The organism is Aliamphritea ceti (assembly GCF_024347215.1).
In the GTDB taxonomy this organism is placed as follows: domain Bacteria; phylum Pseudomonadota; class Gammaproteobacteria; order Pseudomonadales; family Balneatricaceae; genus Amphritea; species Amphritea ceti.
Genome location: NZ_AP025282.1, coordinates 1,111,531 through 1,131,324 on the forward strand (window position 1 = coordinate 1,111,531; position 19,794 = coordinate 1,131,324).

Genomic DNA, 19,794 nt, shown 5'->3' on the forward strand with positions numbered 1-19,794 from the left:
CATGTCACGCGTAATTCCTCTGGCGCAAGCCGACTTTGCCGCTCTGGAAGCGCTGGAACAGGCATGTTTTCAGCCCTGCTGGTCTGCAGCCACTCTTAATCTGTATCTGAATAATCCGCAGAATCTCTGTCTGGGGATGCTGGCCGATGAGGACTTGCAGGGCTTTGCGATTTTTTCAACCTTTGAGACAGAAGCCGAGCTCTTACAGATTGCCGTTTCTGCAAGCTGTCGTGGTAAAGGTATTGCCAGTCAGTTATTGAGCACGGCGCATCAGCAATTACAGCATCAAGGTGTTACGGATATTTTGCTGGAGGTCAATGCGACTAATTCAGCAGCGGTTACACTGTATAAGAAGCATCTGTATCGGCAGGATGGCTGTCGGAAAAACTACTATATAACACCCGAAGGCCGGCAGGATGCTTTACTGATGCGGCATAAGATAGATGCTGCGTAAAAAGGAGAGTTATTCATGAGCCTGACACCGGACCTGTTAAGTGGTCCATGGTTTTGGCTGGCACAGGCGGGTTATGTGTTTTTCCTGTTGTTTGCTGTATATCGTGCTCCCTGGAAAACCTTATTTAATAACCGCCAGTTACAGCATTTATTTCTGGGTGCGGCAGTCGCGCTGATGTTGCTCTGGCAACTGCGCGCGGGTATTTCTCCCGGGTTAGCAATTCATTTTGTCGGTATTACTGTTCTGACGCTGATGTTCGGCTGGGATCTGGCAATTCTGGCGGCAAGTATGGCCTTACTGGGGCTAACGGTAGTTGGGCAGGAGAACTGGCAGAGCTTTGGTGTAAACGGTTTTTGTACCATTGTTATTCCAGCTTTAGTCAGTATTGGTATTTTACGTTTTGTGGAAGCTAAGCTGGCAAAGAATTTCTTTGTATATCTGTTTTTGTGTGCTTTTATCGGTGCCGGTCTGGCTAGTATCAGTGGTGGCTTGAGTATGGCATTTATGCTGTGGATAAATGACGTATACAGCCTGGAGAAGATTCATAATGAATACATCCAGTACCTGCCGTTGATTATGTTCCCGGAAGGTTTGCTTAACGGTATTATCATGACCGCTATGATGGTGTTTCATCCGGACTGGATTCGCACCTTTGATGCGAAAGCATACATCGATGAGCAATAAGTATTGCTGAGTGGCAGCTGGCTAACAGAGGTTTATTAAGTAAAGGTTTGTAACTTAATACCCAGTAAATTATTCCTTTACCGGCCGCTTAAGCAACTTGCGTTGCAGCGTTCGCCGGTGCATTCCCAATGCACGGGCGGTGGCTGAAATATTGCCTTCATGTTCGGCCAGTACTTTCTGAATATGTTCCCATTCCAGACGGCCTACAGACATCGGTTTTTCAGCAATGTCGATGTGAGGGTCCGGTTCGCTGTGCTCCAGTTTGGCCAGAATTTCATCCGCATCTGCAGGTTTTGTCAGATAGTCTTTGGCACCCAGTTTTATAGCTTCTACGGCAGTAGAAATACTCGCATAGCCGGTCAGAACAAGAATCTTTATGGCGGGATTTAACTTGGTGAGATTGGGTATCAGAGTGATTCCTGACGCACCATCCATTTTCAGGTCTAAGGTTGCGTAATCAGGTACTTGCCGGTCTATAAGTTGCTTTGCCTGTTCAGCACTGTTTGCTACCAGTGTTTCAAATCCACGACGTTTCAGTGCCCGGGACAATACGTGAGTAAAGGTTTCATCATCGTCAACAATCAAAAATGTCATTGGAGAATTGCTCAAGATGAATGTCCTTTTCTGGCGTGGGTGTTGTCGTTAGAGCTGGAACTAGTATTAACAGACGAGGCTATCGGTAGGGATACTTCTGTAAGAGTGCCACCTTGTGGGTGATTGTAAAGGCGTACTTCACCGCCGTATATGGTCAGGGTTGATGCGGTCAGAAACAGACCAATACCCAGGCCACTGCCCTTAGTCGTGACAAAAGGCTTACCTATGTCTTCGGCCTGATCCAGCGGAATCCCCTGGCCGTGATCACGTATATTTATGCGAATTTTCTGAGCATCGTTTTCCAGGCGTAATTCCAGCGCCTGAGTAACTTTATCAGCATCGGCGGCATTGTTTAGCAGATTAATGATGGCCTGCTGTAATGGTATTGAACTGGCAATCAAAGGCTGTGGTTGTTGGGTGACTACTGGCTTGAGGTAGCGTGCAGTTGGTCGCAGCACTGACCAGCGTTCGAGCAGGTCATTGAGAAATTTATCTGCCGGTAATAACAAGGTTTGTTGCTGTTCTTCTTTGACTGATATTGCCAGTTGCTGAAGATGCCCGGTGCAATTATCTACCTGCTGGCTCAGGATATTCAGGTCGTCCTGCAGGGCCTGATCCTGTGGATAATCCAGTGAGATTTCCTTGAGCAGTACCCGCATAGTCGCCAGAGGCGTACCCATTTCATGAGCGGTGCCGGCGGCCATAGTTGCCAGAGACAGCAATTGCTGATCATGGGTAAGACGATCTTTTACCCGGTTAAATCCATGTTCTTTGCGCCGCAGATTTTCACTGATATTAACGATGAAATAGGTAATCAGCAGGGCGGTCAGAATAAAGTTTAGCCAGATGCCTGTGGTGTATAAGTCAAAATAACTGATGATTGGCAGCTGGTGACCGGTAAGCGGAGGCCGTAGCGGAATATGATAGAACAGCAGAAAGGTAAAACTGCTGGTTACCAGCATAGCGATTAGCCAGGTGTAATTACGTGGCAGGGTCATAGCGCTGATAATAAGGGAAATCAGCAGTAAGGATGAAAACGGATTACCGGTGCCGCCAAGCTGGTAGAGCAGACAAACGTAAAAGAAAATATCGGCGATGAGCTGAAATAGAAATTCCAGTTGAGTGAGTGGCAGGTTGGCTCTTAACCTGTACAGGGTTAAGAGATTCAGCATAGTCATTGCCAGTAAAGCGCCGATCGCCATCCACATGTGAATAACTATTCCGAGCCCTTCAACTGCATAAAACAGCAGGCAGGCCTGAGCAATTATTGTCACAGTACGAATATAGCTGAGCTGCAGCAAATGATGTCGCGAATCGCTGAAGTGGGGCATGGCAGTCAGGGTGTGATAGTTAACGGGACTGTTGAAAGTCGGATTATACCCGAAGCCGCTGGTAAATGATTGCGGCGCTTTGTCGCAGTAACTTTACTTAACTTTACACTGACTTTACCCAAGTTTACCTGCCAGGGCTGCATGCTTAACATCACTGCAAGCAGGTCTGGTTCCCCCCCTTCTGCTGTTGTAGCAGACCCTTCAGGCTTGTTTGCAGTTTCCTTTATCTGTTCTCGGGAAGAGATTACCGCTTAACGAATAAGTTGGCGGTAATTATGTGGGACGCGCTGCTAAATGGGGAAAGTGGCCGGGCGAACAGATGTAGAGGCTGTGGTTTCAACAGGAGGAACAGATTATGAAAGCGTTACTGGTAGCATCACTGACAGGCGTTTTAACTTTATCGGCCATGCAGGCCGCCGCACATCCGGCAAGTAGCCATCATGGTGTGAAACATTTACCAGCAGGTTCAGTTGCTGTGGTTGTATCCGGAATCAAATATTGGCTGAAGGATGATGTTTATTATCGTCAGCGGAATAATACGTATGTGAAGGTAATCAAGCCTGCTGGTGCAACGTTAACGCGGGTGCCGAAAAATGCTGTGCTGATTAAACACAAAGGTAAGCCTTATTACCGTTACAACAATGTTTACTATCACTGGGTACCGACGAAAAATCGTTATCAGGTGGTACACATGTAAGTTAAGCGCGATATTAATAATTCCAGAAAAAGCTGCGACGAAAGTTGCGGCTTTTACTTTTTCTGGTGATAAAAATAGGGGGGAGCCCCCTTATTCTTCTGTTATTTTCCCCCCATTGCTGTGTTTCAGCCTTCTTTATTATTGTTGATAACGGACTGCTTGTTATTAGCAGTCTTATTTTGTTGTCGGTGTAAAACCGTGTGCCAGCATTAGTCTGGCAGTACTTTTGTCATGGTGATTAGTCGCTGGTTTTGTGGTCCCGTACCGGCAGCCTCAATAAAAATAATTCGGAGGTTTACAATGAAGAAATGGCAAATCGCTTCCACCAGTTGCGTTGCTACCCTGGGGGTTTTTCTCGGGATGGCAACGTCTGCAAGCGGTTCAGGTCTGACATCCTGGATGTCAGGGAATAATCATAACCGCATTATTCAGGTGCAGAATGAAGGCGGTGTCCAGCAAGATTCCGGTCAGGTAGAAATCGCCTACTACGCTAACTCTGCGTTCAAAATTACGTCGCCAAAAGGCATCAGTGTAATGATCGATCCGTGGCGTAATGATCCATCAGGTGCCTGGGGACTCTGGTATCGAATGGATTTTCCTAAGGAAAATGTGGATATCGGTGCCTCGACTCATGCTCATTTCGATCATGACGCGTTGGATAAAATTGATGCCAACATGCTGTTAGACCGGATGGCCGGTACATTCACGCTGGGGGATATCACTATTCGTGGTATTGCTGATAAACACCAGTGTGTCGCGCCGGGAAGCGTGGCATGGACTGAAGCTGTGAAGCAGTTTGAAGGACGTGAGGAGATCTGTGCGCCGACTAATGCGCGGCATATGGATAATACCATGTTCGTAATTGAGACTGGTGGTATGAGTTTCCTCATGTGGGGAGACAACCGCCCGGAGCCGCCACAGGAGGTCTGGGATAAGATCGGTGAAGTAGATGTGGTCTTCGTTCCAGTCGATGGTTCTGAGCATATTCTTGATTATGCACAGGCTAACACAGTGGTAGAGAAAACCGGTGCGAAAGCAGCGATTCCACATCACTATTTAGTGCCTGAAACCACTTTTTATACCTCTACTCTGCAACCGGCTGATGACTGGGTGAAGAAGCATCCATTCACCAATGTTGATGCGCCGAGTTTTAACTTAAGTAAGGCTGATCTGGAAGGGAAGAAAGGTCATGTTTATTACTTTGGTTCCAATAATATGGTAACTGCGGAATCTGGCAATTAGTCTCGCCATTTTTTAAATGGGCGTGTGCTGTTTGCTGATAATTCTCACCTTCACCGGCAGTTAAGCTGCCGGTGCTTTCGTGGCGGAAAACTATGAAAATAATAAGCCTTTTTAAACACATTCCGCTGGTCTGTCTGTTATTGCTTATGCTGCCCTGGCAGCAGGCCAGTGCTCACTTTCAGCTGAATATTAATATCCGGGTTGTTCATGTTGAACATACCAGTGATGGGGTGCGTGTATACCTGCGTCTGCCGACCCCTTACTTGTTGGCAGATAAACTTGGTAAGACCGGTTCAGATGGCTTACCGGAAGCTGCCCCTTACAGTTATAACAGGGTAGTAAATGGCGAGTTGTTTCATTATGTTGATTATGCGCAGTTAGCTACTGATCCGAATGGCTTAGGTGATCTCGTCGCAACTGGGCATCAACTGACTGGCCCTGATGGGGTGTTAAAACCAGAGGTTGAGGCCGTGCGGGTTTATACCCAAAAACAACAATTACCTTTTGCCAGTCTGGAAGAAGCTCAACAGGCTTTTAGTATGTCGCAGCAGCTGGTTTCTGAATCAGAAGTCTATGTAGGAGACACAGTCACTGATGTACAGTTGTTTTACCCTACTGGTAATACCCTTTACGACTATCAGTTCTCAAGTAATCTGAACCCCGGCCTGGAGAACCAACAGGAAACTGCAAATCTGATTTTGGATTATTTTCCGGGTGGGACACAGATCTTCCGCGCCACAGGCTTATTAGAAAAGCCGGTAGTGGTAAACCGCTCTGCTTTTTCTGCCGCATGGACTTTTCTGGTTGAAGGGGCTGAGCACATCATGGCAGGTTACGATCATATTCTGTTTGTGGTGTGCCTGATCATAGGCGCGGCGGGTACGGCTAATCTGCTGTGGCGCGTTACCGGTTTTACTCTGGGGCACAGTGTTACGCTGATTATCGGGTTTCTGGGCTGGGTACCGGTAGCTGCCTGGTTTATTCCCAGTGTGGAAACAGGTATCGCTTTTTCTATTATTTTTGCTGCGGTAATCGCGTTACGACCTGATAACAGAAAGGGTTCATTTCTGATGACGGCAGCGATTGGTCTGTTACATGGCTTAGGGTTTTCTTTCCTGTTACGGGAGATTCTGCAAATTGATTCACCGAATCTGTGGCAGAGCTTGCTCGCTTTCAACCTGGGTGTGGAAGCCGGACAGTTGGCGATAGTGCTGCTAATCTGGCCACTGGTTTGGTATATACGTCGCTATCAGCCACAGCTGAATACCCGTATGACCTGGGCTATAGCACTTCCCTGTATTGCCATTGCCGGTTTATGGACTGGCGAAAGGTTGATGCAACTGGCAGATACTCTGATTTAAAGAAGGCAATCTAAAGGTTAAGGCTAAGACTAAAGTTAAGGGAAATGCTTAGGGGAAGCGCTTTAAACGACTAGCCATAGATACAAAAAAACCACCTGCTAAACAGGTGGTTTTTTTATTACAGATAAGAGATTAACCGGCTACGCAGCTGCGCACGCTAGAGTCTGTTTTAGCTGCAGCAGGTTTACCTGCCTTAGGATCGACAGTACGGATAGTCGCAGTCTTATTCTGAGTGAAGAAATCGATAGCGTCTTTACCCTGAACTTTGTTATTACCAACCAGAGAGCCTTTGATACCGCCGAATGGCAGATAAGGATGTGGCGCACATACACCGACGTTTACACCGATCATGCCGACATCGGCTTCGTTGATGAATTTCTCAGTGTAGTAACTGTTCTGAGTGAAGATGCAGGCACCGTTGCCCATTTCGTGATTGCGGATCATCCGCAGACCGCCGTTAATGCAGCCGACTTTCATGATGCTCAGTACCGGGCCGAAGATTTCATCTGTGGCGATTGGCATGCATGGGGTAACATCGGTGAATACCGTTGGTCCGACGAAATAACCGTCGCGGTTTGCTTCAGGTAACTCAGGGTTACGTCCATCCAGTGCCAGTTTAGCGCCAGCTTCGATACCCAGATCGATATAATGATGGATACGTTCTTTTGCCTTGGCGGAAATAACCGGACCCATGAACACATCAGGGTCCATCGCGTCACCGACGGTTAGGTTTTTAGATGCTTCTAACAGACGCTCGATGAATTCGTCATAGATCTCATCAACGACCGCAATGTTGGAAACAGCCAGGCAACGCTGGCCTGCAGAACCGTAACCGGACATCAGGACGTTTTCGATTAGCAGATCCATCGGCGCATCTTCCATCGCTAACAGGAAGTTTTTCGCACCGCCTAACAGCATGGTCTTCTTACCGTGCTTACCAGCACCGGCAGCGATAGATTTAGCTGTTGGTGTTGAACCTACCAGACAGATGCCGGCGACATTCTTATCGTCGTACCATGCTTCTACGGTTTCACGGTCACCGTGAACAATGTTTACGACGCCTTTTGGCAGGCCTGTTTCAATAATCAGGTCCATCATGCGCTGCATGAACAGCGGTGATTCTGTTGATGGCTTGTACACGAAGGTATTGCCAGAACCAATTGCGAAAGGAATGAACCAGCCGAATACCAGTGCCGGGAAGTTGAATGGCGCAACGCCACAGAAGACACCCAGTGGTGCCTTGATGACCCGGCCATTAATGTTGTTGGCGATGCCCTGAATCGTTTCGCCCTGCATCAGGGATGGGATGCTGCAGGCCATCTGCAGGATTTCAATAACACGGCCGACTTCGCCGCGGGCTTCAGCAATGTGTTTAGCCTGATCGACAGCGATAGCTTCAGCCAGCATCTCATGGTTGTCTACCATGGCGCGATGCATTTTGAAGATGTAATCCATACGCTTAGGTAATGGCATAGCGCTCCATTCAGGGTACGCTTCTGCCGCCGCTGCTACTGCCTGACGAGAGGTTTCTGCTGAAGACAGCGGCACTTCACCGATGACCGCACCGGTAGAAGGGTTCTTTAACGGTTCATATTGTCCGTTGCTTTCATCCAGCCACTCACCGTTGATGTGGTTTTTGATTTTGATGTATTGACTGCTCATTGCTGTATTTCCTACATGTCTGAAAAACTCTGTCCGGACCGAAGCATGCCGGACAGAAAAGTGAATTAAGAAACCTGGCCGGTACGGATCCGTTCACCACGGGCCCGCAAGTATTCAATGGTGAGTAGCAGCAAGGCTGATACGACTACCAGTAATACGGCGACCGCCAGAATGGTCGGGTTAATTTGCTCCCGCAGACCGGAGAACATCTGGCGCGGTATCGTGCGCTGTTCGGGGCCGGCAAGGAACAGGATCACTACCACTTCATCGAAAGAGGTAATGAAGGCAAACAGTGAGCCGGAGATCACGCCAGGACGAATCAGCGGCATTATTACTTTAAAAAAGGTATAGCTTGGCGACGCTCCCATTCCAAGGGATGCCCTTACCAGCGAGTAGTCGAAACCGCTCAGGGCTGCATTGACGGTTATGATGACGAATGGTGTACCTAAAGCCGCGTGAGCAATAATTACACCCATATAAGTACCCGCCAGTCCTAACTGGGTATAAAAGAAATACATACCCGCTGCTGTAATGATCAGTGGCACTATCATTGGTGAAAGCAGTATTGCCATGATCATCCGCTGTAATGGCATATCTGCTCTGGACAGACCAATCGCTGCCAGTGTGCCCAGTACAGTGGCGATAACAGTGGCAGCTGCACCAATCAGAAAGCTGTTCTTAATCGCCAGAATCCACTTGTCGTCATTGATAATTTCCGCATACCACTTGAGCGAGTAAGCGTCAGGGTCAAATGCCAGCATGCCTTCAGTAAAGCTGAAGTAAGGCTCAACGTTGAACGACAGCGGTATGATCACCAGTATCGGTAACATCAGAAAAGCCAGAACTGCCCAGGCGGTTAACCGCAGGCTGTGCATGCCTAACTTGTGCCAAAAATTAAAATACTTAGGAAATTGCATCGTCAGTTACCCCAGTTTGATGTTACTAACGCCGACTAAACGGTCATAGATCCAGTACAGCAATGTGATCAGAATCAGCAGGATAGAGCCCAGTGCTGCGGCTAGCTCCCAGTTGTTCGATGACTGCATATGGAACGCAATAATATTACTGATCATTTGTCCGTCGGTACCGCCTACCAGAGCCGGTGTGATGTAGTAACCGATGGAAATAATAAACACTAGCAAAGCACCGGCACTCAGGCCTGGTAAGGTCATAGGGAAATAAATCCGGCTGAACGCAGACAGAGGTTTAGCCCCCAGTGACAGTGCTGCACGGAAGTAACTTGGGTCGATACCTTTCATTACGCTGTAAAGCGGCAGAATCATGAAAGGCAACAGAATATGGGTCATCGCGATAACCGTTGAGAACTGGGTATAGAGCATCTCTATAGGTTCATTAATGATATGCAGTGTTATTAAGAAGTCGTTGATGACACCGTTAGTTTGCAGGATGGCGATCCAGGCAGTGGTTCGTACCAGTAATGACGTCCAGAACGGCAGCAGTACGAATACCATCAGCGTGTTAGCTACTTTCGCCGGTGCTGTCGCCAGGTAATAGGCCAGCGGAAAACCGATAACAGCGGTTAAAAATGTAATCAGCAATGCGATTTTCAGGCTTTTAGCAAACAGTTTGATGTAAATGTTGGTATCGCGGGCAACGATTTCGCCCTGCTCATTACGGGTCAGGTCTGTAGCTGTCAGGTAGAAACTGTCGGTAAATATTTCGCCAGAAGACTTCATCGTCCGCCAGATTTTTACTTCCTGCCATTGTTTTTTCGCTGCCAGCAGACGTTCGGCACCTTCATTCGCCAACGTCGCTTCATCAAGCTTTTTCAGTTTGCGTGCGCTGGATTTAATAACGCTTGAGCTACCGGGCATTCCGCGGTTAATTTCTTCTGCTAATTTGCCAGAGCGACGTTCTTTAGCCAGGTAATGTAATTCTTTTGCGAACAAGCTAATGGTAGCTGCATCCGGAATGTTGTCACTGGCTTCATCCCAGGACTGCAGTGCCTGCAGGGTTTCTGGGATCAGCTGGGCAACCGTCGGATGATAAACGCTGCGATACAGCATCGTGCCGATAGGTGCGATAAAGGCGATCAGAACAAAGAAGATCAGTGGTATAACGAACGCTGTGGCAATCAGTTTACGACGTCGCTGGTTGCGCTTACTCTGGCGCATTTCTTCCGGTGTCAGACCGGAATGTACCTCACTGTCTTCATTAAACGAAGCGGCGGTGGGCGCGGCGGTTAATTCAGCTTGAGACATGGAACTACCCTTTCTTATTTTTATAAGGGCACTCGACAGAGTGCCCTGGCGTCACGAATACAGCTATTGGCTTAGTTCAGCAGCCATTCGTTGAACTTTTCACCCAGAGACTCACCGTAGTCAGCCCAGAACTCACCAGATGCTTTCAGGCCTTCATCCAGATGAGCGGATGGCAGCTTAGGCAAAATTGCTTCGTCCATGTAGGCGTATGAAGACTGACGGGTAGGACCGTAAGCGACGTCCTGCATGCCACTTTCTGGCTTAGAGCTGGTGGCGAAACGAATAAATTCTTCAGCAACGGCTTTCTTTTTTGAGCCACGTACAACAGCCCATACGTCAAGATCATAGATGTGCGCATCCCAAACCATTTCGAATGGCTTGTTGTCTTTCTGAATTGCGTCGAAGATCCGGCCATTAGCTGATTGCGCCATGACAGCACCGCCATCATTCAGTAGCTGAGGCACCTGAGACCAGCTGTCGAACCACACCAGATCGTTTTTGATGGTATCCAGTTTGGCGAATGCACGGGCCTGGCCTTCGTCAGTAGACAGCAAGTCGTAGACTTCATCTTTAGGTACGCCGTCGGCAATCAGTGCCCATTCCATATTTACCTGTGGGCGCTTACGCAGGGCGCGTTTACCCGGGAATTTCTGGGTGTTGAAGAAATCACCGATAGAGTTAGGATTACCGCCTTTGATTGTGTCTCCATTGTAGGCATAGAGGACAGTCCAGATGATGTTGCCGACGCCACATTCGTTAGCCAGTGCCTGTGGAATAAAGTCGTCTTTGGCAGCAACGCCGTCATCACCTGCCGGAAGTGTGTCATGTGGGAATACTTCTAACAGGCCTTCTGAGCAGGCACGTTCAAGGTCAATTACCTCGACATCAACGACGTCCCAGAGAATATTGCCACTCTCTACCTGAGCTTTAAGCTCGGCGATACCACCGGAGTAGTTTTCAAACAGGATCTTATGGCCGGTTTTTTCCATGAATGGATCCAGCATGTGCTTTTGCTGAGCCTCGCCATATGCGCCGCCGAAGGAGACGGCAGTAAACTGCTCGGCCAGCGCCGGTGACATTGCCGTACAAAGCGCCAGAGCAGCGCCGAATCGCTTGAGATGTTTCATTTTTATTTTTCCTCTTACGTGTTTACGGATATTGCTGTGTTTGAAAACGTTAACTGGCGCGGGCCAGTGCCAGGCCACCATTACCTGCCCAGGTGAGCTGCACAGTACTGCCGGCTGCAATATGGGGTGCGTCCTGGTCATTCAGGGTTTTCACCATGATTTCGGAGCCGTCACTGAGTCGGAAGAAGTAGCGAATGGAATCGCCGACATACAGGCGGGTTATGAAGTTGGCTTCGACACTGTTAGCCAGTAACTGACCTTCTTTGGCGATGAACAGGTTTTCCGGACGGATAGTAACCACGCAATCTTCACCAACATTTGGGCAGTTAGGATTTTGCGTTGTGGTCAGTGTGCCGTCGGCGAGACGTATTTCTGCTTCACCGGTATCAACCCGGGTAACCGTACCCGGAATGTGGTTGTTTTCACCGATGAAGTCGGCAACAAAGGCGCAGCTGGGCTGCTCGTAAAGCACATCCGGCGCGGCGCATTGCTTGACGATACCGTCATCGAATACCGCAATGCGGTCTGACATTGTCAGGGCTTCGGTCTGATCATGAGTCACGTAGATAGCGGTAAAACCAAGGTCTTCGTGAAGACGTTTAATTTCAAACTGCATCTGTTCACGAAGGTTTTTATCTAACGCTCCCAGCGGTTCATCCATCAGGACAATGCTTGGCTCAAATATCAGTGAACGTGCCAGTGCGACCCGCTGTTTCTGACCACCGGATAACTGTCCCGGGTAGCGCTTGCCGAAGTCAGCCAGCTCTACTAATGCCAGCGCTTCTTTTACACGCCGGTCAACTTCACTTGCGGTTATCTTGCGAACCTTCAGTGGGTAAGCCAGATTCTCGCTGATCGTCATGTGCGGAAACAGTGCGTAGGTTTGGAATACCATTCCGATATTACGGTGGTAGGGTGCTATATCGTTGACCGGATTACCGTCGATGAGAATGTCGCCGCTGGTAACATCTTCGAATCCTGCCAGCATCATCAGGCAGGTGGTTTTACCGGATCCGGATGGCCCAAGCAGAGTGACAAATTCACCCTTTTTGATGTCCAGATTGAAATTCTTTACAACCAGGTTTTGCTGATCGTAACTCTTTTTGACGTTAACGAAGCGAACGTACTGGTCGTCGGACTGTGTGTGTGTGGCGGTTGTAACAGACATGGTGATTACTCTTTTTATTATGGTCACGGTGCCGTTTAACGTGCTGTTTTACTTTGAAACAGCCTTGTTTCTGTGCCTAATCAGGCAGGATTTACTATAGGAGAGAGGGCTTTTCGGGCTATAGACCCAACGCTGAACCGATATGTAGTTCCAGGCTGTAGATCACGATTAGCAAGGGCTGTAGCGATTCTGAATTAAATTAATATGAGGCTCTGAAGGCGGGAAATAGCTGTTGGAGGCAGATGTTAGTACCAGCAAATTGCTTGCTGGTACTGCAGAGGAGAAATAGCGGCTTAAAAGCCTTTAGTCACAAAGCTGATGGATAATGGCTGCCAGCCGGTCGATACCCGGGCGAATACGCTCGGTGGCAATGGATGAGTAACCAAGTCTGAAGTTATTCAGGGGTGGGTTTTCGTCATAGTAATAAATATCGCCGGATTCGAGCACTACGCCCTTTTGCAGAGCCAGACGTTTCAATTCCCGGGCGTCCAGATGCTCCGGGCCTTTGACCCAGTAAGCCGAGCCGCCAAATACGGGTGGTATGGCAGACTCAGGCAAACAGTCCTGCAAGGCGTCTCCGACCGCCTGCCAACGGGCTTCATAAGCCTGAATCAGATTTCGAACCAGAGAGTCATGATATCCACGGGCCAAAAATAAACCGATAGAGCGCTGGTTGTTCATCGGCGGATGCCGCAGCATCATACGGCGGAATTCACGTACTTCCCGGATCAGTTCCTTAGGGCCAACGATGTAGCCAACCCGCAGGCCTGGTGACAGCGTTTTTGACAGGCTGCCCAGATAAATGACCCGATCATTTTTATCCAGACTTTTCAGTGCCGGTGTGGGGGTATCCGCAAAGGTAACTTCGCATTCGTAATCATCCTCAATAATCAGGAAATTATCCCGGGAAGCTTGTTCCAGCAACTGACGGCGGCGTTCCAGCGGCATTGTAACAGTGGTGGGAAACTGATGACTGGGTGTGGTGAAGAGCAAATTGCAGTCGCTGAGTTGTTCACCAACGATCAGGCCGTCGCCGTCTACCGCAAGTGGTTTTATACGGGCTTCGGTACTGGCCGCCATTTTAGTTAGGTCAGGATAACCAGGTTCCTCAAGACCAAAGCAGGCATCACGGTTGAGTAACAGACGCAGAATCATATACAGCGCATGCTGGGCACCGACGGTAATTAGAATTTCTTCCGGGTCCGCCCAGACGCCCCGGCGCGGTAATAACCGGGAGTGGATTTGTTCTATCAGTAAGGGATCATCTTCATCGTAACGGTCACCTGACCAGTCGCTGATGGCTTGTACCGAGACTGATTCACGGCAGCACTCCCGCCAATGGTTAGTAGGAAACATCTTCGGGTCCAGCTGGCCGTAAATAAACGGATAGGGATAATCCTGCCAGCGGTTTACCTTATTGAGTTTATGTTCAGTGGGGCGGAATTTAAGAAAGTTTTGCCACTGAGGTGCGTCGCCCTGAATGTCTGAGCTATCTTTTTCCTGACTATTGTTACCATCAACGCTGGCACGGAGAATTTCTTCGTTGACGTAAAACCCTGCCCGTTCCCGGGAAATCAGGTAGCCATCATCAATCAGGTGTTCATATGCCAGTATCACTGTATTACGTGAAACGTGGAGCATTTCTGCCAGCTTGCGGGTGGATGGAAGCGGTACATTGCAGGGAATATGACCGTCCATAATGGCGGTGCTGATTTGTTCCCGGATCTGTTGCTGCAAGCTGGCATCGCTATCCGGCGATAAGTGAAACAAGTGGTTCAGCATAGATATGATGCTTCCTGATCCGTGTGAAACTGCAATTATTTAAGCCGAACAAATAAGCATAAATGTCAGTTTTGTTGCAACTTGGTTTCCGTAAAAACATTACTCAGATAAGCAGCATAGCAGGGTGCTTAGACTTAAGAGGGAATATTCGGTGTTTTATCTATGTCGGCACAATGTTCAGTAAAGTAAGCAAGTTACATCTGATATGTATTAAAGATTCCTGAACTGATCAATAGCATGTTGTCGTGATGAAGAGTAATCAATGATGGCGTCAGGATAGCTGCATTTTCGGCGCTGTTCGCCACTTGGGAAGTGAATGCTTCTGTCATCAAGTGATGCCAGTTCAGGTAAAAAACGGCGAATAAATCGGCCTTCGGAATCAAATTTTTCAGACTGACGAATCGGATTAAAGACGCGAAAATAAGGGGCTGCGTCACAGCCGGTTGATGCGCTCCACTGCCAGCCACCGTTATTGGCAGCAAAGTCGCCGTCAATCAGATGTTGCATGAAAAAGACTTCGCCTTTACGCCAGTCCTGAAACAGCAGTTTGGTGAGAAAACTAGCTGTTAGCATCCGTAAGCGATTATGCATCCAGCCAGTTTGCAGTAACTGACGCATTGCGGCATCAATGATAGGGAAACCGGTTTGTCCGTTGCACCATGCCCGCCAGTGGGAAGGGGTGTTATGCCACTGTAAATTCAGGGTTTCCGTTTTGAATGGCTGATGCTTATTCAGCAGCGGAAAATGAGACAGCAGTTGTCGGTAAAAATCCCGCCAGGCGAGTTCCCTTAGCCAGTCTGACTCCATCCAGTAATCGGCACCCCACTTTGAATTACGCATGGCACTTAGAAGCTCCCGAGGACCTATTGCCCCAAGCGCCAGATAGGGAGAGATCTGACTGGTAGCCGGTTCAGAAGGAATATCCCGGTGGCCGCCGTAACTGGCAAGTTTTAACTGGCAAAAATGTTGTAACCGATGATGAATACTCTTGGTATCTGCAGGCCATAAGTCATCCCGGAAATCGCTTGCCCAGTCTGGTAGCGGCATAAGCTGTGAGGTCTGAATTGTTGTTTCAGGTAAAGAACAGTGGACTGTCTGGTCGGTATTTTGCATCAGTTGTAACCAGCGTCTATAAAAAGGTGTGAATACTTTGTATGGCAGCCCTTGCTGATTGAGAACTGGTTCGCTGACTAACTGATCTACAGCTTGGATGTGGCATTGAATGCCTTTGCTTCTGAGATGTGATTCAGTTTGTAAGTCGCGCTGGCATTCGTTCCATGGGGTTTCTGTTATCCAGTGTATGTTGCTGCAATGTAATTCAGCACAAAGTTCGGCAAGGTGCTCAGCACATTCTGAAAACCAGTCTGCTTCAAGCAAATAGAGTTCGATGCCCCGGGCAGCAAGCTGTTGTTGTAACTGTTGCAACAATGCCGCTCTAAGACCTAGTTTAGCGGGTGATTCGTTATGTTGTTGCCATTGCTTTGGGGTGGCGATGTGTACTGCTGCAACCGGACTGTCTGTGCTGTGTAGACTGAGAGCCTGCTCAAAGGCAGGATGATCAGTCATACGTAAATCGTTGCGTAGCCAAACCAGTTGCGTCATGTAGCTCTCTCTTTGCCTATTGCAGCGATAGTTAGTCTGTTGATAAGTGTCTGTGTGATGGTGATACACACAGACCTCTATGGTGTGTTATACCTGATTACGTAAGCCAAGTGCCTTTGGATAAGGGCTCAGGTATCGTTGTGTCTGCACATAGTGATTACCGAACATACGTAAGTAATGATGTAGCAGGGTAAGTGCTGTCGCCAGGTTTACGTAGCCCTTTAAGTAGTTTTCGAAGGTGCCAAGAATGTCTTGTTTTACGTCTACTTCAAGATAAGGCTTCAGATAACCAAACAAATGTAGCATCACGTTGTAATGATTGCCCCGGCTGGCAGGTTTGCTAATTGCCTGCATAAAACGCTGTAGGTACAGGTCACAGAGTTCGTTGATCGGGTAATCCTGATGTGCCTGTCCCAGTAACTGTCCCAGGTTTTTATATTCGGTCTGTGAGTGGGCCATTAATGTGTATTTATACTGGCTGTGAAACGCCAGCAAGTTCTTGATGGATGGCTCTGCCATCACCAGTGTACGGAAGGTGTTGTGTGCGAAGACTCTTTGTACGAAATTTTCCCGCAGATGCGCATCATTAAGACGACCATCTTCCTCAACAGGCAGGTGCGGATAACGTTGCATCAGTGCTTTGGCGAACAGGCCTGCGGATTTTATATCATGTGGGTGACTGTTGGGCTGATATACCTTGACTCTTTCCATGCCACAGCTGGGTGAGTTTTTCGCCAGAATATACCCATCCAGATGACCGAGTTTTTCGACTCGGGCCTGATAACCGGCATGAAACTGTTCAGTGACGTCGTTATCCTGCTGACGGGTGTATACCATACGGGGATTGTGAGGGTCGCCAATCAGGCGCAGAGTCGCCCGGGGAATACCGAATCCAGCAGCAACTTCAGGACAAAACTTTTCAAAGCGAAAATAGTCCTGAAGTGGTCCACAACAATACTTTGAGCGACTGTGACCACCATTGAAGCGTACTTCTTCGCCCAGCAGGCAGGCGCTTATACCGACAAGAATATTGCTGTCAGTCTGTTTTGTTGGGGTGTCGATCTGTTTTGTTGCTATCAGTTGGCTTTTATCAGTCATGATGTTCTCCAGTTGCCAGCTGATGCATGTTGTTGAGGTGCGTCAGCCGCGTATCAGTTCACACAAGGTTCTGGCGCTGAGTAGAGCACTGTTTATATTCGCTTCTCCAAGCCAGTCTGCTGCTATACCCAGTTTCAGTTCGCTGTCCCAGAGTGCAATAGCCCCCGGGGTACGCTCATGTCTTGCAAGATTCCAGCGATGTGGCGATTGACTGGTTACATCTTCCTGCGCGAGTTGCATGATGCGGCAAAACTCCTGCTCCAGCTCCTTTTGTACCTGAGCATGATGAGAGTCTGCGTACTGTATACTCCATTCACTGTCTGCTTGGATCATCCAAAGATTAAAATTATTTTCCCGGCCAGGTTTATGGCTGTCATTTATGATGCGGGTAATGATGCTGTTATCCGGTGCTATATAGGTTGGAGCAGGCAGGTCACGGTTAACTTCTATTGCCATACACCACTGAGCCCTGCTGGTCTGGCTTGAGGTATGGCTACGGATCAGCCAGTCAGTTGAGCAGGGTGTACCAGCCAGTAAAGCGCAGGTCTGACGTGCCGGTGCGCAGATAATCAAACCTTTGCTATAACAGATGGTTTGTTCGTTGGCGTCCTTTAGCTGCCAGCTGTCACCAAGGTATTCCAGTCGTTCAACCCGCGTCAGGGTATGCATTTCTGTATCGCCAATTAAATGTCGCGTCAGGCTGCTCATACGGGGACGGCCAACATACGCAAGGTAAGGTTCATGATCTGCTTCGGGCCAGCGCTTCAATACTCCGGCGTGTTGCCATTCCATGAGCTCATCACGGAACTGTTCCGGATCAATGTGCAGGCAGGGGGAGCCAAGATCATAACTCAGGCTTTGAAAGCGACGGCTGCTGAGACGCCCGCCGGTACCACGACTTTTTTCCAGCACACAGAGCTTTGAATAACTGTTTTGCAGTTTATCTGTGCAGAAACTGCCTGCCAGGCCTGCTCCTATAATTGCGAAGTCGTATGAGTCAGACATGATTCCAGCCCCTTTTATAAACCACATTTTTATTGTGTGTTCTCATTATCTTAGCTCTTGTACGCATAAGTTGCTTTGTAAGATCAAAGAGTTGAGCTTGAGAAAATCTAATGGCTGATTGATAGATAAGGTTGTTTATCTCAGAGCAGCTATACTTTTTGAGGGCTCATAGCAGGGAACAGATGATGCAAAAAGAACAGCCAAATCCTCAGGATATTTCGTTCTGGGAAGTGTTTAAGAGCGTGATGGCGGCATTTTTTGGAGTGCAGAGTAACCGTAATCGCGAACGGGATTTTAACCAGGGAAAACCTCATCACTTTATTATCATTGGTTTACTGGCAGCGTTAATTTTTGTGCTGTTGGTATACGCATTGGTCAAGCTCGTATTACTTGTATCCGGTACTGGTTAGGTTTATTTCAGGTGACTTTTTAGATTTCTGCGCAGCGTTGTTATCGCGTGCTGCTCAGCTGTGAAATAATAGCGGCTTAAATGACTTCTTTTCTGAACAGGCTGTTCTGTGACCTTTACCCTGATTGATTTACTGGCGCTGGCCATTGCTGTTGTTGGCAGTACGCTGCAAGGCATGGTTGGTATTGGCTTCGGCTTGCTGGCGGCTCCATTGTTATTTCTTATTGACCCTGCTTATGTGCCGGTACCGGTTATCTTTGGCGGTTTCATGCTGTCGATTCTAGTGGTGTCTTCACAGCGGCATGAGTTGCACTGGCGGCGGGTAATGCCAGCCATTCTAGCGCGTATCCCCGGTTCTTATCTTGGGGTTTTATTATTGCTGGCAATGCCTCCACATATTCTGGCCATTGTGTTTGGCAGCAGTTTACTGATTGCTGTGTATGTCAGTTGTCAGCGCTTTAATATTACTGCAACGCCTTTGAACCTGAGTATTGGCGGCTTTTTATCGGGCATCGTAGGTACTGCAACTTCGGTAGGCGGACCACCTATCGCTTTGGTGTATCAGAATGAAACCCGGATAACTGCCCGTAATGAATTAGCTGCGTTTTTTCTGATCGGTTCACCCTTGTCGCTGGTGTTGTTATTTATGGAAGGCACAGTCACTGATGAGCATATGATTCTGAGCCTTAAGCTATTACCCGGCATGTTTATTGGTTGGCTGTTATCCCGTTACCTTGGCGGCAAGCTGAAACAGCAATCTGCGCGTCCCGCTTTGCTGATTATTTCTGCTATATCTGCGGTTATGGTTCTGGGTAAAGGGTTAATGGCATTATGACCAACGCATGTAAAACAGAATGGCACTGGCAAACGTTTGCTCAGTTAAGCGCTGCTGACGTTTATGAAATACTGGCCTTACGCCAGCAGGTGTTTGTGCTGGAACAGAGGTGTTTGTATGCCGATATCGATCATAAAGATCAGCAATGTTTTCACCTTAGTGGCTGGCAGGATGGCAACTTACAGGGCTATCTGAGAGTTGTCCCGCCGGGACTTGCATATGCTGAAGTCGCACTGGGTCGGATTCTGACGGCTGAATCTGCCCGTGGCACAGGCTTAGGGAAACAATTACTTCTCCGGGCTCTGGATGAAGTGTCTTTATTATATCCAGGGCAGTCTGTACGGATTTCAGCACAGCTTTATTTGCAGAAGTTTTATGTCGGATTTGGATTTAAAACGGTTTCAGAGCCATATGATGAAGATGGTATTCCGCACATAGAGATGCTGTTGAATTCTCCTTAAGCAGCTCCCTGATCAGTCCAGCACAGAGCTTTTGTTCATTTACGACATTGGTTGCTGTCT

The 19,794-nt window shown here is 48.3% G+C and carries 19 protein-coding genes; 8 read left to right on the top strand and 11 right to left on the bottom strand.

Annotated features, from left to right (window positions below):
* The first annotated feature begins 1 nt into the window (after position 1).
* Both rimI and OCU49_RS05050 read left to right on the top strand, forming a co-directional pair.
* Positions 2-454, top strand: a complete 453-nt coding sequence (gene rimI / locus OCU49_RS05045; protein ID WP_261843893.1) for a ribosomal protein S18-alanine N-acetyltransferase — start codon at positions 2-4, stop codon at positions 452-454.
* Positions 455-469: 15 nt separating this feature from the next.
* Positions 470-1,138, top strand: coding sequence for an energy-coupling factor ABC transporter permease (locus OCU49_RS05050; protein ID WP_261843894.1), 669 nt, complete (start codon positions 470-472; stop codon positions 1,136-1,138).
* A 69-nt stretch (positions 1,139-1,207) separates the two neighbouring features.
* Here the strand turns inward: OCU49_RS05050 and OCU49_RS05055 are convergent, their stop codons facing one another.
* Together OCU49_RS05055 and OCU49_RS05060 are read right to left on the bottom strand one after the other, a co-directional pair.
* Positions 1,208-1,747, bottom strand: a complete 540-nt coding sequence (locus tag OCU49_RS05055) for a response regulator transcription factor (RefSeq protein ID WP_446680419.1) — start codon at positions 1,745-1,747, stop codon at positions 1,208-1,210.
* Complete coding sequence (locus tag OCU49_RS05060; RefSeq protein ID WP_261843895.1) at positions 1,744-3,063, bottom strand: ATP-binding protein; 1,320 nt, start codon at positions 3,061-3,063, stop codon at positions 1,744-1,746. The genes OCU49_RS05055 and OCU49_RS05060 overlap by 4 nt, the downstream gene beginning before the upstream one ends.
* 355 nt (positions 3,064-3,418) lie before the next feature.
* Here OCU49_RS05060 and OCU49_RS05065 point away from each other — a divergent pair, with 355 nt between their 5' ends.
* The 3 genes from OCU49_RS05065 to OCU49_RS05075 all read left to right on the top strand — a co-directional run bounded on the left by OCU49_RS05065 (position 3,419) and on the right by OCU49_RS05075 (position 6,363).
* Positions 3,419-3,760 carry a DUF6515 family protein gene (locus OCU49_RS05065; protein ID WP_261843896.1) on the top strand — a complete coding sequence of 114 codons (342 nt, stop codon included), beginning with the start codon at positions 3,419-3,421 and terminating at the stop codon, positions 3,758-3,760.
* Between the two features lie 300 nt (positions 3,761-4,060).
* The gene (locus OCU49_RS05070; RefSeq protein ID WP_261843897.1) at positions 4,061-5,002 is read left to right on the top strand and encodes an MBL fold metallo-hydrolase; all 942 of its coding nucleotides are present in this window, start codon (positions 4,061-4,063) and stop codon (positions 5,000-5,002) included.
* A 92-nt stretch (positions 5,003-5,094) separates the two neighbouring features.
* A complete protein-coding gene (locus tag OCU49_RS05075) occupies positions 5,095-6,363 on the top strand; it encodes a HupE/UreJ family protein (RefSeq protein ID WP_261843898.1) in 1,269 nt (422 codons plus the stop codon).
* A gap of 132 nt (positions 6,364-6,495) precedes the next feature.
* Here the strand turns inward: OCU49_RS05075 and OCU49_RS05080 are convergent, their stop codons facing one another.
* From OCU49_RS05080 to OCU49_RS05120, 9 genes are all read right to left on the bottom strand, one after another.
* Positions 6,496-8,025, bottom strand: a complete 1,530-nt coding sequence (locus tag OCU49_RS05080; protein ID WP_261843899.1) for an aldehyde dehydrogenase family protein — start codon at positions 8,023-8,025, stop codon at positions 6,496-6,498.
* A 65-nt stretch (positions 8,026-8,090) separates the two neighbouring features.
* Positions 8,091-8,942, bottom strand: coding sequence for an ABC transporter permease (locus OCU49_RS05085; protein ID WP_261843900.1), 852 nt, complete (start codon positions 8,940-8,942; stop codon positions 8,091-8,093).
* Positions 8,943-8,948: 6 nt separating this feature from the next.
* Positions 8,949-10,247 (bottom strand): ABC transporter permease, encoded by a 1,299-nt coding sequence (locus OCU49_RS05090; RefSeq protein WP_261843901.1) that lies wholly within the window; start codon positions 10,245-10,247, stop codon positions 8,949-8,951.
* Between the two features lie 71 nt (positions 10,248-10,318).
* On the bottom strand, positions 10,319-11,374 hold the full coding sequence (locus tag OCU49_RS05095) for an ABC transporter substrate-binding protein (protein WP_261843902.1): 1,056 nt from the start codon (positions 11,372-11,374) through the stop codon (positions 10,319-10,321).
* A 49-nt stretch (positions 11,375-11,423) separates the two neighbouring features.
* Entirely contained in the window at positions 11,424-12,542 is a 1,119-nt protein-coding gene (locus OCU49_RS05100) for an ABC transporter ATP-binding protein (protein WP_261843903.1), read from the bottom strand.
* 303 nt (positions 12,543-12,845) lie between these two features.
* Positions 12,846-14,324, bottom strand: a complete 1,479-nt coding sequence (gene pdxR / locus OCU49_RS05105; RefSeq protein WP_261843904.1) for a MocR-like pyridoxine biosynthesis transcription factor PdxR — start codon at positions 14,322-14,324, stop codon at positions 12,846-12,848.
* A 210-nt stretch (positions 14,325-14,534) separates the two neighbouring features.
* Positions 14,535-15,926 (bottom strand): cryptochrome/photolyase family protein, encoded by a 1,392-nt coding sequence (locus tag OCU49_RS05110; RefSeq protein WP_261843905.1) that lies wholly within the window; start codon positions 15,924-15,926, stop codon positions 14,535-14,537.
* A gap of 87 nt (positions 15,927-16,013) precedes the next feature.
* Positions 16,014-17,024, bottom strand: a complete 1,011-nt coding sequence (locus OCU49_RS05115; protein ID WP_261843906.1) for a YbgA family protein — start codon at positions 17,022-17,024, stop codon at positions 16,014-16,016.
* A gap of 42 nt (positions 17,025-17,066) precedes the next feature.
* The gene (locus OCU49_RS05120) at positions 17,067-18,029 is read right to left on the bottom strand and encodes an NAD(P)/FAD-dependent oxidoreductase (RefSeq protein ID WP_261843907.1); all 963 of its coding nucleotides are present in this window, start codon (positions 18,027-18,029) and stop codon (positions 17,067-17,069) included.
* A 182-nt stretch (positions 18,030-18,211) separates the two neighbouring features.
* Between OCU49_RS05120 and OCU49_RS05125 the strand changes: the two genes are divergently transcribed.
* The 3 genes from OCU49_RS05125 (at position 18,212) to OCU49_RS05135 (ending at position 19,734) form a co-directional block, all read left to right on the top strand.
* On the top strand, positions 18,212-18,439 hold the full coding sequence (locus OCU49_RS05125) for a DUF2970 domain-containing protein (protein ID WP_261843908.1): 228 nt from the start codon (positions 18,212-18,214) through the stop codon (positions 18,437-18,439).
* Between the two features lie 108 nt (positions 18,440-18,547).
* Positions 18,548-19,273, top strand: a complete 726-nt coding sequence (locus OCU49_RS05130) for a sulfite exporter TauE/SafE family protein (RefSeq protein WP_261843909.1) — start codon at positions 18,548-18,550, stop codon at positions 19,271-19,273.
* On the top strand, positions 19,270-19,734 hold the full coding sequence (locus tag OCU49_RS05135; RefSeq protein ID WP_261843910.1) for a GNAT family N-acetyltransferase: 465 nt from the start codon (positions 19,270-19,272) through the stop codon (positions 19,732-19,734). Before OCU49_RS05130 ends, OCU49_RS05135 begins: the two co-directional genes overlap by 4 nt.
* Positions 19,735-19,794: the final 60 nt, after the last annotated feature.